This is a genomic window from Rhodococcus pseudokoreensis (genome assembly GCF_017068395.1).
Taxonomy (GTDB): Bacteria; Actinomycetota; Actinomycetes; order Mycobacteriales; family Mycobacteriaceae; genus Rhodococcus_F; species Rhodococcus_F pseudokoreensis.
Map to the genome: position 1 here is coordinate 5,609,247 of NZ_CP070619.1, position 12,806 is coordinate 5,622,052.

At 62.3% G+C, this 12,806-nt stretch carries 11 protein-coding genes; 2 read left to right on the forward strand and 9 right to left on the reverse strand.

Annotation, left to right across the window (positions count from 1 at the left end; all coding sequences use genetic code 11):
- Nucleotides 1–58: 58 nt before the first annotated feature.
- The 4 genes from JWS13_RS30825 to JWS13_RS30840 form a co-directional block, all read right to left on the reverse strand.
- The gene (locus JWS13_RS30825) at nt 59–856 is read right to left on the reverse strand and encodes an SDR family NAD(P)-dependent oxidoreductase (RefSeq protein ID WP_206009151.1); all 798 of its coding nucleotides are present in this window, start codon (nt 854–856) and stop codon (nt 59–61) included.
- A 26-nt stretch (nt 857–882) separates the two neighbouring features.
- A complete protein-coding gene (locus JWS13_RS30830) occupies nt 883–2,037 on the reverse strand; it encodes an acyl-CoA dehydrogenase family protein (protein ID WP_206009152.1) in 1,155 nt (384 codons plus the stop codon).
- A 197-nt stretch (nt 2,038–2,234) separates the two neighbouring features.
- Nucleotides 2,235–2,765 (reverse strand): MarR family winged helix-turn-helix transcriptional regulator, encoded by a 531-nt coding sequence (locus JWS13_RS30835; RefSeq protein WP_007299682.1) that lies wholly within the window; start codon nt 2,763–2,765, stop codon nt 2,235–2,237.
- Between the two features lie 108 nt (nt 2,766–2,873).
- Entirely contained in the window at nt 2,874–3,854 is a 981-nt protein-coding gene (locus JWS13_RS30840; protein WP_206009153.1) for a quinone oxidoreductase family protein, read from the reverse strand.
- A 259-nt stretch (nt 3,855–4,113) separates the two neighbouring features.
- On the opposite strand from JWS13_RS30840, the gene JWS13_RS30845 reads away from it, so the two are divergent.
- On the forward strand, nt 4,114–5,274 hold the full coding sequence (locus tag JWS13_RS30845) for a helix-turn-helix transcriptional regulator (RefSeq protein ID WP_241032402.1): 1,161 nt from the start codon (nt 4,114–4,116) through the stop codon (nt 5,272–5,274).
- Entirely contained in the window at nt 5,271–6,473 is a 1,203-nt protein-coding gene (locus JWS13_RS46105) for a LuxR C-terminal-related transcriptional regulator (RefSeq protein ID WP_275957310.1), read from the forward strand. The genes JWS13_RS30845 and JWS13_RS46105 overlap by 4 nt, the downstream gene beginning before the upstream one ends.
- Before the next feature lies 1 nt (nt 6,474).
- On the opposite strand, the gene JWS13_RS30855 is transcribed toward JWS13_RS46105, so the two are convergent.
- The 5 genes from JWS13_RS30855 to JWS13_RS30875 all read right to left on the reverse strand — a co-directional run bounded on the left by JWS13_RS30855 (nt 6,475) and on the right by JWS13_RS30875 (nt 12,759).
- Entirely contained in the window at nt 6,475–6,795 is a 321-nt protein-coding gene (locus JWS13_RS30855) for a 2Fe-2S iron-sulfur cluster-binding protein (protein WP_206009154.1), read from the reverse strand.
- A gap of 16 nt (nt 6,796–6,811) precedes the next feature.
- Entirely contained in the window at nt 6,812–8,134 is a 1,323-nt protein-coding gene (locus JWS13_RS30860) for a cytochrome P450 (protein WP_007299687.1), read from the reverse strand.
- A gap of 202 nt (nt 8,135–8,336) precedes the next feature.
- On the reverse strand, nt 8,337–10,004 hold the full coding sequence (locus tag JWS13_RS30865) for an AMP-binding protein (RefSeq protein WP_206009155.1): 1,668 nt from the start codon (nt 10,002–10,004) through the stop codon (nt 8,337–8,339).
- Nucleotides 10,005–10,206: 202 nt separating this feature from the next.
- Entirely contained in the window at nt 10,207–11,652 is a 1,446-nt protein-coding gene (locus tag JWS13_RS30870) for an aldehyde dehydrogenase (protein ID WP_206009156.1), read from the reverse strand.
- A 66-nt stretch (nt 11,653–11,718) separates the two neighbouring features.
- Nucleotides 11,719–12,759, reverse strand: a complete 1,041-nt coding sequence (locus JWS13_RS30875) for an ABC transporter ATP-binding protein (RefSeq protein ID WP_206009157.1) — start codon at nt 12,757–12,759, stop codon at nt 11,719–11,721.
- Nucleotides 12,760–12,806: the final 47 nt, after the last annotated feature.

The following is a 12,806-nucleotide window of genomic DNA, read 5'->3' on the forward strand; positions in this document are numbered from 1 at the left end:
TCCAACAAAGCATTTGCCGTGTACTCGTAGTGCCGGTCAGGGCCGAGGCAGATCGGACTCAGGCTGCGGATATTCCGCCGTTGACGCTGATCGCCTGCCCGGTGAGTCGGCGTGCCGCGGGGGAGGCGAGGAAGACCGCCAGCGCAGCGAGGTCTTCGGATTCGGGAACGCCGAGGTGCGCTTGCTGGGCTGCTTTGGCGAACAATTTGGCGCTGAATCCGTCGGAGGTGATCCGCTCGGTCGACCCGGTCCCGTTGACGAGCGAGGGAGTCAGGACGTTGGCGCGAATTCCGCTTCGTTTGGCTTCGATGGCGAGCGTGCGAGTGAACATGATGATTGCCGCCTTCGCTGCACCGATCACCGATTCGCCCGGCGTCGCGGTCTTTCCCGCATCCGAAGCGACATTGATGATCACGCCACCCTTCCTCGCCGTCATGTGCGGCACGATCTCGCTCGCGAGATACATGCACGGCAAAGCCAATTGGTTGAATGTCCTTGCGATATCGTCCGTGGGTATGTTCGCGAAGAGTTCCGGCCGGACGTCGGCGGCCGTTGTGGACACCAGAATGTCCACGCCGTCGAGGATCCGCTCCGCCTCGGATGCGACATACGCCGCGCCCTCAACCGTGGTCGCATCGGCGGAGAGGAAGGTCACCTCACAGGCCGAGTTGACGGACGAAATGCGCTCTCGCGCAGCTTCTCCGCGTTCCGCCCCGCGTCCGACGATTACGACGCCCGGAGCGCCGGCCTGGGCGAGGCCGACCGCGGTCGCGAGACCGATCCCGGCCGTGCCGCCCACGACCAGGGCACTGCTTTCCTTCAGTTCCTTCGGCGGCGCGATTTCATGCGTACCCATTCGTGTACTCCGTTCAGGGGGTGATGTCAGAGGGAAACTGTGCCGCGAGCGAAGATGTCCTTCGCAATGATGCGCTTCTGGATCTCTGCGGTGCCGTCCGCGACGAGGTAAGCGGTGACGTCGCGGTAGCGTTGCTGCAGCGGTGATTCCGTGGAGTACCCGAGATTTCCGTGTACGCGCATCGCGAACTCGATGGCGTTCTTCGCAACGACGGGCGGCCACCACTTGCTCATCGAGGCCAGAGCGGTGTGCGGCTGGGAGGTCTCACGCAGCCACAATGCGCGGTAGCAAATCCAGCGTGCACCTTCCAGATAGGTTGCGTGTTCGGAGAACTGGAACGCAAGCCCCTGGTGCTCGGAAAGTGGCTGACCGAACGTTTCCCGCTGCTGGGCGTACGCGGCGGCTTCCTCCAGGCTCTGCTTTGCGGCGCCCAAACACATCAGGCCGAGGGCAGCTCGACTGAAGTCGAAGTGGTCCATGACCGAGTGGAAGCCCTTGCCGAGTTCGCCGACGAGGTGAGAATCGGAAACAAAGACGTCCGACAGGTGGATACTTCCCCAGCCCAGAGGCAGGCAGCCCATACCGGGCATGTGGCTGACGCTGACGCCTTCCGCATCGAGCGGGACGACGAAGCAGCTGACGCCTCGGGAACGGCTGGAGCCGGGCTCTCGCGCGTAGACGAGCGCCGCGGTGGCATTCATTGCCCAGGAAATTGCAGTCTTCTCGCCGTTGAGACGCCAGCCGCCCTCGACTGCCGTTGCGGTGGTGGTCAGTGCACTCGCGTCGGACCCCGACCCGGGTTCGGTCAGGGCGATGGCGATGGTCTGCTCACCGCTGATGAGGGGAGGAAGGTAGCGCTCCTGAATCTCGGCCCGGCACAGCGCCAGTTGGGAGGCGACAAGCCCGATCTGGACGGGCGCCGACGCCATGTTCACGTCGCCGTAGGCGAGGGTTTCGGTGGCCATTCCGAGCAGAACGGGATCTTCGGTACCGGTACCGCCGTACTGCTCGGGCAGGCCGATACCCAGCAGACCCAGGTCGCCGATTTTCTTCATGATGTCGAAAGGGAATTCGGTTGATGCTGCCCGGTCGCGATAACCCGGGAGGAGAACTCGATCACTGAACGCTGCCAGCGTCTTCCGAAACTCTTCCTGCTCGTCGGTGAATGCAAATGAAACCATGGGGATTGCTCCTGTGCGTGACTCGGCTGGGGGATCACGGCGAGGGAGCGTTGTCGTTCGTTGAGAAGCTGGACTGCCCGGTCCTCGCCAAGTAAGAACTATTCTAGGTTTGAATAGTAGGACGTAAAACTTGATAGGGCAAGGGGTGCAGGGCTGGTCTCGCCGCCGCATGTAGGCCGCCGAAAGTGCGTGTTGACTCAGTGTCCGGTTTCGACATCGCCGACGGCACGACGCACAAGTTGCAATTGCTCGATCAGCGCTTCCAGGGTTTCGGCGTCGACCGAATCAAGGCCGAAGCGGCCCCCGGCGAGCCGGTTGTTTGCTTCCTCAACCACTTTCATGCCGGCCGGGGTGAGAGTGGCGAGAACGGTCCGGCGGTCCGTCGTATGTGCGCGGCGTTCGACGAGTCCCGCCTTGACGAGTTGCTCGACCGCCATCGACACGGTGGTGGGGTGGACCATGAGGTACTTGCTCAACTTGCCGAGCGGACGAGTTCGTCCCTCCGAGAGTTGTAGCGAGGTCAGGATCAGATAGGCATTGCGCGACAGCCGGAGTGAGCGCAACTCCTGGTCCATCGCACGGACGACCCATTGGTGGGTGCGCAGCAACGCCATCGTGGTGACGAACTCCAGTTCGGCCGAATCCTGCCGTTCCACCCATTCGGCGCGCATCCAGTCGATCACGTCGGGCTGATCGTCGTCGGAAGACGTCGGAAATTCACTCGCCACTGCGCGGCCTCTCGTCGTCACCGAATCGTGTCGCGGTAGTCGTCACCGAACCGCGTCGCGGTAAATGATAGACCGCATGCGTACCAGCCCAGTGCGCGAGAATCACTGTCAACGATGCGAGAGAACGACCTTCCCGAACCCGCTTCCCTGTTCGAGATGCTTGTGTGCGGCCGCCGCCTCTGCGAGCGGGAACACGGTATCGATGGGCACCGGTGGAATGGTGGCCGCATCGATCAGTTCCAAAAGGCCGGTGAAGTCTTGCGGGCTCCCCATCGTGGTGCCGATCAATTCATACTGGCCGAAGTAGAAGGGTCTGACATTCAGAGTGGCGAGTTCGCTCCGAGATGCGCCCAGCACGACTAATCGGCCCCCCGGACGCAAAGCCGCGATGGACTGTTCCCACGTCCCCACGGAATCGAGGACGAGATCGAAGCCCTGACCGTCGGGCGAGTGGTGACGAGCGGCTTCGGGCCACTCGGGGTCGCTGTAGAGCACCCCGTTCGCGGCACCGAGTTCTACTGCCTGCGCGATCTTGGACGGGGAGGAGGACGTGACTGTAACGTTTGCCCCCACGGCAGACGCCAGCATGACGGCCATGGTCGCAACTCCCCCGCCTGCGCCCAGGACGAGGACATTCTCGCCGGCGCGGAGGCGTCCGCGGGTGAACAGCGCCCGATAGGTGGTCAGTCCGACGAGGGGGAGGGCAGCGGCCTGCTCCCAGCTGAGCCCGCGCGGTTTCGGGGCAACGCAGACCTCCGGCACCCGTACCAACTCGGCGTAGGTGCCCCGCTGGCGATCGCCGAGGATCTCCCACTGCGCGCTCGGGGCTGCTTCGCGGTCGCCCCACCACAGTGAGGGAAGGACGAGAACCTCCTCACCCGTGTCTGCGCGGATGCCCGCACCGTCCGCGCCGAGAACGTGCGGCAGTGGCGACGAGTACTTACCCTGTCGCACGAGAACATCGTGCCAGTTGAGGGCCGCAGCCTTCAATTGGACAGTCACCCAGCCCGGGCTCGCCACCGGATCGGCGATCGACTCGATCTTCAGGACGTTCGGCTCCCCGAACTCTCGCAAAACTACGGCATCCATGACGCTCCATTCGGTCGTACCTTTTCAATGGTATCATTGTTTCGACGTCGGGTGTCGTACTGCCGGTCATCGGCGTCACTGGACGCTGTGAATTCCAGAATCACCACTTCGCCAACGTGATTGGCCGCAACACAGTTCGTAAGTCGTGTCTGCTCGACGCTTGCCCGTCGCGTGCGATTCGTGTTTAGTGATGCCAGTCACATACACTGTATGTTTGGGTGAGGAACGTCTGCCCCGTGGCGCAATCAGCGTCGGCGAGGTGACCGAACTACGGAGCGCAATGATTCGGAGAGAGCAATCAGTCGAAGTGCGGGATGAGGGTCTTGTTCAGGACGCGCACGAATGCACAGACCTCGTTTCGAAGATCCTCGGGGCCGCATACCAGGCGTCCGGGCCAGAGGATGCGTATGCCGCACTCGCGGGAGCCCGACATCAACTCGGGAACGCACTGACCGAGGGTCTATTGCCAGAGACCGACATCGAGGAGGCCTGTGTTCTCCTGGTCCGGATGGAAGATCTTCGGGAGCAATGCGCCGAGAGCGCGGCGATCCGCCGGGCCGCCGAGTTGGCGGCTGTACACGATGCCGCTGCCGGACTGCGTGATCTCGCATCCGGCGACATCGTCCAATCGGCACCAGAGGCGATTTGTTCGACGCTTCCCTTCGCGCGCGCCATGATCTCGGCGATCAGCGGATCGCTCTGGCAACCGCAGCGACTTCACGTCCGGCCGGAATTCGACGGGTCACCGATGGACTTCTCGGACTTCGTGAACTCCGCGGAGTTTCCGTTGTCCGAAGCGCGACTGGAGACCGAACTGGTTCGCCGTCGTGTGCCTGCCCTGGTCGCAGCGCCAGCGCAAGACGAACGCACGATGAAGGAAATAGTGGTCGCGTCACGCTCCTCGGGCTATGTCGCTGCACCGATCGTCTCGAGAGGCCGGGTAATCGGACTGATCCATGCCGATCGTCCCGGCGCGCGGGACCCTCTCGATCCGGACGATCGCGACCGACTGGACGCGTTCGCGACCTTCTTCGCTCTCGTGTACGAGCAAGCGATATTGAGGGAGCGAATCAGCGCGCAGAGATCACGATTGGCGGCATCCTTCGATTCCACCGATGTGCTGCTCGAACGCATTCAGAAGGCGGAGCTGGGCCTGCGTCCCCAGCCTGACGAGCATCCTCACATCGCTCGGCCCACAGTCGACCAGACGTCCGCGGTAGAGGTCAGCGCGGTGTTGACGTTCCGTGAGCGCGAGATTCTTTCCCATATCGCCACCGGCGCCACCAACAGTCAAATCGCACAGACACTGGTGATCTCCGAGGGAACCGTGAAGTCGCACGTCAAGCACATTCTGAAGAAGCTGCGCGTCCCGACCCGGGCTGCAGCGGCGGTACTCTATTCCCACCAGATCCGACGATGATGGATATCAAAACCGTGAACGATGGCCAATCTCGTATACAGGGCTCGGCTCAGGCGCGAGGCGACGCCGAGGCCATGAAGGCGGCCGTGTCCCTGCTCGGTCGTTTGCGGAACGACTTCGGACTGGGGCCCGAACCTCCGAGTGACACCCGGAAGGTGTCTCCCGGTCTTGTCCTCGCCCTGCTCGACGAGGCGACCGAAGCGGCGCTCAGTGCACTGTCGACGATCGTGTCGGACAAGAAGGTGTCGTTCGGAAGGCTTCTCGTCGAAATCCGCGATGTCCGCCACCGTCTGCACTCGTCACCGTCCTCGTCGGCAGTCGTCGGTGCCGCCGACTTCGCAGGCGCTGTTCGACGTCTTCGGGGTGCTGAGACAGTGGCCGGCCTGTCGAGGAGCGTGTGCGCCGAGGCCGCCGCGATGACTGGTCTTGACCGAGTGCTGCTCTCTGAGGTCCACAGCAATGCCTGGACTATCGTGGAGACCCAGTTCGAGAGAGGCGCTGCGCCCGAAATCGATTCACTCGCCACGGCACCGATTGAGCCTGACTCACCGGAGGGACGGGCCGTGCAGAAGCGCACCGCAGTCCTCGTGCTACCGGATCGGCAGTCGCCTGCGGCGAACCCCATCAACCTCGCGAGTGCATCGTACTTCGGCGCCGGAGGGTATGTTGTAGCCCCGATTGCCGTCTCCACCGGCGTGATCGGCTTGATCCACGCGAGTCGTGCAGACGACCGAAATCCGAGTATCGCCGAACGCGACCTGCTCGATGCGTTCGCCGGCAGCTTCGGAACTCTTTTCGAACGAGCAATGGTGTCCGAACGATTGACCAAGCAGAAGCGGTTGATCGTCGAACGCCTGGAGCAGGAGAGTCGCGAGGCGGAAGTGCTCTCGAATTCAGAAGTTGCGCTCGGAAAGCCGCGTGCCGCCGGTGCCGCATCATTCTCACCGGCGGCGCTGCCCTCACACTGCAACGCACCGGGCTTGGAAGAACTTACCGGGCGTGAACGCGAAGTGTTCCAGCTCCTGGCGGCAGGCAAATCCAACACGGAAATTGCAGATGTACTTGTGATCAGTGTCTTCACAGTGAAATCGCATGTCAAAAAGATCCTGCGAAAGCTGGGAGCGATGAACCGGTCCGAGGCGATCTACCGATACTTGGAGATGGCCAAGTCTGACGCCTCGTCCGGCCGCACCACCTAGATCAACCGTTCGTGTCGGGTACGACGACTCGGAGTCCATTGCATCGATCGTTGACGATCAACTGGCACGACAAGCGTGAGTGTGCCTGCACCCCATCGAGGTACTCGAGTAGATCACGCTCCTCGTCCGTGGCCTCGTCGAACAGCCCCTGGGAGTCCTCGTCGAGGAAAACATGACAAGTTGCGCACGAGCAGCTTCCACCGCATTCGGCGACGATCCCCGGGAGATTGTTGCGGACCGAGCCGTCCATGATGCTCTGACCGGACGGGACGTCGATAGTCGACTCACTTCCATCGGGCAGTACGTAGGTGATCTCGCTCATTTGCGTTTCCTTCAAGTCAGTGAAGTTCCAGTCGGACGGGCAGATTCTTGAGGCCGCCGACGAAGTTCGTCTGGAGCACGCGTGCGTCACCGATCTGCTCCAACTTGGCGATCTTCGGCAGCAGCTCTTCGAACATGATTCGAAGTTCGATCTTCGCAAGGTGCTGTCCGATGCACATGTGCGGTCCGTACCCGAAAGCGATGTGCTTGTTGGGCTTCCGGTCGAAGCGAAAAGTGTCGGGTGAGTCGAACACGTCGCTGTCGCGGTTCGCTGACTGGTAGAGAAGCACCAGTCGATCACCCTTCTTGATCTGCTGTCCACGGAGGGTGTAGTCGACGGACGCCTGGCGGGTGAACTGCTTCACCGGCGATGCCCAGCGCAAGGACTCGTTCACCAGATCGGGGATCAGAGAGGGGTCGGCCTGTACCCGGGCGAGCTGGTCAGGGTTCTCGATCAACGCATGCAGACCGGTCGCCAAGGTGGTAGACGTGGTGTCGTGACCAGCGGTTGCGATGGCGATGAACCAGCCGTAGGCGAAGGTTTTCGGGTAGTAGTCGCCGTTCTCGTCCTTCCCGGCCGCGATCAGAGTCGCGAGGTCGTCGCGGGGATTCGCGCGACGGTCTTCGACGAGTGCGTCGAAGTAGGCGTAGAAATCCGCGATGGCAGCCGAAAATTGTTGTGCTGCCGCTTCCGGGGTCAGGGGTTCGACGTCGTCACGCTGCTCGTCGGGATCTGCGACTCCGAAGAAGTCCTGAGTCAACGCCATCATCCGCGGCTCGTCTTCTTCCGGGACACCGAAGAGGCTCATGATCACGTGGAGCGGAAAGGACTTGGTGAAGTTCTCGACGAGGTCGATCTCGGTTCCCGATCGGCGAAGCTCCGCAACCGATTCCTGTGCCAGCTCCCGAATGATGCCTTCCCATTTCTTCAGGTTCGCCGGCCGGAACCAGTCCGCGGCGAGATCCTTCACTGCGGTGTGCTCAGGTGGGTCCAGATAGGTGATCGTGTCGAGGATCCGGAGACTGCCGCCGGTCAGGCTCTTGGTGAAGGCATCACCCGCCTGATTCGTGAGAATCGGATTATGGGAGCCCTTGTCCTCTCCGCCGCCGCTGTTGAAAATCTGGGGTTGTTTTTCGATTTCCATGATGTCGGCGTGCTTGGTCACCAGCCACAGAGGATCGTAGCCCTCGACCTCCACCTTCCCGAGCGGGTTGTTGGTTCGCAACCACTCGTAGGCCGCGTAAAGTGAAACTTCGTCTCTATGGCCCTCAGGTAGGACGATCTGCTCGGCGATGCTTTTCGGGATCGGAACGCTCGATACGTGTTCGACGGTAGTCACACTGTCTCCTCGCAGTTTTGAATTCTCTACATCTTCGCTGTGATCCAAGTCTCGCGTAGGCCGCCCGATGAAACGTCATCTCTACGAGAGATATTCGTACGCCCTTAGGGCGAAATCGCTTCGTGATCATGTAGCTGGCATCAGCGAAACAGGGGCTGCTGCAACATTGTTGCGCAGCCCCTGTTTCGGGTAGCTTGTGGTCTTACTCGTTGCCGGTCAGTTCGGCCGCCTGCTTGCGAAGCAAGAACTTCTGGATCTTCCCGGTGGCGGTGGTGGGAAGTTGGTCGACGACGACCACTTTCTCGGGGATCTTCTGCATCATTGCTTTGCGTTCGTTCCGGAGGAAGTCCGCCAAGTCCTCGAGTGTCGGCGCGGGACCGTCGACGACAATGAAGGCGCACACCTTCTCGCCGAGGCGGGGATCGGGCATGGACACCGCGGCCGCTCCCATGATCTGCGGATGCGCCAGTAGGTGTTCTTCCACCTCGCGTGCCGAGATGTTCATTCCACCACGGATGATCAGGTCCTTGATCCGGCCGGTGACCCGCAGATATCCATCTGCGTCGACGCGGCCCAAATCACCTGAGGAGAGGAACCCTCGATCGTCGACCGATGCAGCCGTGCGCTCGGGGTCGCGCCAGTATCCGAGGAAGATCCCCGGTCCTCCGTAGAAGATCTGGCCTTCCTCGCCGGCCGTTACGATGGCACCTTCCTCGTCCCGAATCTCGAGATCGACACCATCGAAGGCGCGCCCGTCGGAGGAGAGCACCTTTTCGATGGGGTCGTCGACACGCACCGCCGTCACCAGTAGCCCTTCGCTGCTGCCATAGACCGGGAGCAACGTACAGTCGGGCAGAGCCGTCTTCCACTCTGTCAGAAGGATTTCAGGAATAGGTGCGCCGGCGCTGACCCAGAGTCGCATCGAGGTCACGTCGTGGTCGGCACCATCTTCGATGGCCCCGAGTGCCATCTGGAGGAACGGTGTCGCGGCCATGCTGACCGTGGTCTTGAACTCCGCGATACGCCGGAGGCCTTCGTTCGGCTCCCACACGTCGAGGAGATGGATCCCACTGCCGAGGATCAACGGCGTCGCCACGCCCACGGCCAGCCCGGTCGCATGCGTGACGGGCGAGGGCATGAACATCACATCGTCAGGATTCAGACCCATCACCTGCCCACCCAGTCCGTAGACGGTGAAAGAGAGCGTGTTGAAGGTGTGCTGGCACCCTTTCGGTCGCGACTCTGTCCCCGATGTGTAGATGATGGCATGGGCCGCATCGGCAGATGGGGGTGGCCCGAGTTCGTCGTCACCGGGGACGCCTTCACCGGCGGTCAGTGAATCGAACGCGATCTCGTCGGCGCCCGCATTTCCGCGCACGACGACGACGTGCTCGAGTCCGGGAACCTCCGGGCGGACCTCGGCCAGCATGTCGGTGTACCGGAACTTCCGGAATTCCTCTGTGACAAAGGAGATCTTGGCACCGGAGTGCTCGAGAACGTATCGGACCTCATCGTGCCGGTACACGGGCATCGTCGGCACGAGTACGGCGCCGATCCTGGCGAGCGCCACATAGATGACGACGAATTCGTTCCAGTTCGGTAACTGGACCTGGACGCGGTCACCCCGCTCGATTCCAAGCTTTTTCAAAGAGGCCGCAAGGCGGTATGCCTGCCCGCGAAGCTCTCCTCGGGTGAGGACGCCGTAGCCATCGGTGACAGCGACGAAGTCCGGGTCGATCGTGGCCCAGCGGTCCACATGTTCGGCCAGGCTCTCGTCACGCCAGTAGCCGTTCGATCGGAACGCCGCGAGGGTGCTGGCACTGTAGCGGTCCTCGGGGAGAATGGCTCCCGCGTGTTCCATGACATCCATGTGCGGATCCTTGCTTTCAGGTGCCTCTCCTCGACAGGAGACAGGCCCGGGAGTAATTGGCCTAACCATAATACCGATCTAAGGGGGGAGGGAAGGTATAAAACGGACACCTTCTCGTCCTCGGGGGTGAGGGAGATACCCCGTGGGGATGAGTGGTCTGTCGGTGCGGGTGCGCCCCGAGCGCCGCACCCGCACCAAATTTTTACAGGTAGATCGACTTCGGCACGAGGTAGGCGGACAGGGCTTCCGGACCCAGTTCGCGACCGAGGCCGCTGGCCTTGACACCACCGAAGGGTGCCGTCGGGTCGGGGAGGTAGCCGTTGATACCGACCGTTCCGGTCTGGATGCGCCGAGCAACAGCGACCCCGTGGTCGTGATCGGCGGTGAAGACGGTGCCACCGAGGCCGAAGTCGCTGTCGTTCGCGATGCGGACGGCGTCCTCGTCGTCGCGGTACGAAATGATCGACAGCACCGGGCCGAAGATCTCTTCCTGGGCGATGCTGTAGTTGTTGTCGACGTCCGCAAAAATGGTCGGTTCGACGAACCATCCCTTGTCGAGGTCGGTGGGGCGCCCACCACCGACCGTGATGCGGGCGCCGTCGCCCTTGCCCTTCGCGATGTAGGACTCCACCCGCTCGCGCTGCCGGGCGCTCGCCATCGGCCCGATCATCGTGGCGGGGTCGAGGGAACTTCCTACGGTCAGTGACCCGGCGAGGGCGCTGAACGTGTCGACCACTTCCTGGTAACGCGATTGCGGTGCCAGAATTCGGGTGCCGAGGTAGCAGACTTGCCCATTGTTCAACATGGTTGCACCGAACAGCTGTTCCCCGACGGTGGCGAGATCCAGATTCGCGTCGTCAAGGATGATTGCCGCCGATTTTCCACCCAGTTCCAGCGTGACCGGGCGAAGTAGCCGACCGCACGCCTCGGCGATGTTACGACCGGCAGCCGACGACCCGGTGAACGCCACCTTGTCGATGCCCGGGTGTGAGACCAGATACGCGCCCAGTTCGCGACCGCCGGGAACGATGTTGATCACGCCGGCCGGCAGGTCCGCCTCTTCGATTGCTTCCGCGAGGACGTAGCTGTCGAGGACTGTTTCGGGGGACGGCTTGATGACGATCGTGCACCCTGCAGCGAGAGCCGGAGCGTATTTGAAGGCGGCGAGAGCCTGCGGGAAGTTCCACGGGACGATGGCGCCGACGACGCCGATCGGGGTCTTGGTGACGAGCGTCGATCCGCCGAGGAGACCCGGCCGCGTCTCCTCGAAACTGTCGTTTTCGATCAGTCCGGCGTAGTAGCGGAGGAGGATTTGCGGGAAGACCGCCTCCAACTTCTCGGCGACGGCGACGGGCATGCCGTTCTGGGAGCTCACCGCCTGGACCATTTCGACTGCGCGCTTGTCCAGCGCATCGGCCAGGCGCCCCAGCGCCTGTGCTCGCCGCGCCGGCTCCCACTGCGACCATCCGGCCGGGTCGTCGAATGCGCGGCGTGCGGCGCCGACGGCGGCATCCATGTCAGCTTCAACGCCGTCGGGAGCGTGGCCGACCACCTGTTCGTCGTTGGGTGAGACCACCGTGATCACGCCACTCGAGGTGGGCGCATGCCATTCGCCTCCGATGAAGAAGGCATTGTTGTTCGTGGTCATGACTGGTTCCTCTCGTCTATCTGGGTTGCGGTGCTTTGTTGCCGAGTCGTGAATTCGGACGGTGGCTTACACGGATTCGAGCGGCTCCTCGTAGAGCGGGAATTCCTCGGTGTCGTCGTAGGAGCCGAGGCTCTCCTCGAAACTTTCGTGGATCGCGATTTGGGCGTTCTCGGGGAGGGTGTGCATGATGTGCCGGACGCGTTCCTGGCGGCGGGCGACGGCTTGTCGGAACGGCATGCCGGGTGTGGCTTTCATCTGCGGGACGATGCCTTCGACATCGTCGACGCCGCCGGCGTGGTGGCCGGCGTCGACCATCGCCTGTTCGGCGGCCATGGTGGCTTCGTCTTTTTCCTCGGACATTCCGATCGGGCCGATCATGGTGCCGTTGAGGAATTGTTTGACGACCGGCTGGTCGCTGGTGAGCAGCACTTCGCGGGGTCCGAACATCACCAGTTCCCGGCGGAAGAGCATGCCGATGTTGTCGGGCACCGTGCGTGCGAGGTTGATGTTGTGCGAGACGATCAGGATCGTTGCGTCGATTTCGGCGTTGATGTCGATCAGCGTCTGGGAAATGTAGGTGGTGCGGACCGGGTCCAGGCCGGAGTCGGGCTCGTCGACGAGGATGATCTGCGGGTCGAGGACCAGGGCGCGTGCCAGGCCGGCGCGTTTGCGCATACCGCCGGAGATTTCGCCGGGCAGTTTGTCCTCGGCCCCGAGGAGGCCGACGAGTTCCATCTTCTCCATGACGGTCTTGCGGACGTCGGATTCGGACTTTTTGGTGTGTTCGCGCAACGGGAACGCGACGTTGTCGTAGAGATTCATCGATCCGAACAACGCACCGTCCTGAAACAGCACCCCGAACAGTTTGCGGATCTCGTAGAGCTCCTTGCTCGAGCACTCGAGAATGTTGGTGCCGTCGATCACGATCGAGCCCTGCTCCGGACGGAGCAGACCGATAAGCGACTTCAGGAACACCGATTTTCCCGTACCGGACGGTCCGAGCAACGCGCTGACCTCGCCGGTGGGGAGGGTCAACGACACGTCCTGCCAGATTCTCTGCGAGCCGAACGACTTGGTCAGTCCTTCGACGGATACCTCGACACCCACCACTACCTCCTACGATTGCGAAAACATCGACTGATCCCCGTGTTTCG

What these genes read in the sequence shown, in the direction of transcription:
- JWS13_RS46105 (WP_275957310.1), top strand. Translation starts at nt 5,271, where the DNA reads ATGATGGATATCAAAACCGTGAACGATGGCCAATCTCGTATACAGGGC.
- JWS13_RS30855 (WP_206009154.1), bottom strand. Translation starts at nt 6,795, where the DNA reads ATGAGCGAGATCACCTACGTACTGCCCGATGGAAGTGAGTCGACTATC.
- JWS13_RS30825 (WP_206009151.1), bottom strand. Translation starts at nt 856, where the DNA reads ATGGGTACGCATGAAATCGCGCCGCCGAAGGAACTGAAGGAAAGCAGT.
- JWS13_RS30865 (WP_206009155.1), bottom strand. Translation starts at nt 10,004, where the DNA reads ATGGATGTCATGGAACACGCGGGAGCCATTCTCCCCGAGGACCGCTAC.
- JWS13_RS30870 (WP_206009156.1), bottom strand. Translation starts at nt 11,652, where the DNA reads ATGACCACGAACAACAATGCCTTCTTCATCGGAGGCGAATGGCATGCG.
- JWS13_RS30830 (WP_206009152.1), bottom strand. Translation starts at nt 2,037, where the DNA reads ATGGTTTCATTTGCATTCACCGACGAGCAGGAAGAGTTTCGGAAGACG.
- JWS13_RS30840 (WP_206009153.1), bottom strand. Translation starts at nt 3,854, where the DNA reads ATGGATGCCGTAGTTTTGCGAGAGTTCGGGGAGCCGAACGTCCTGAAG.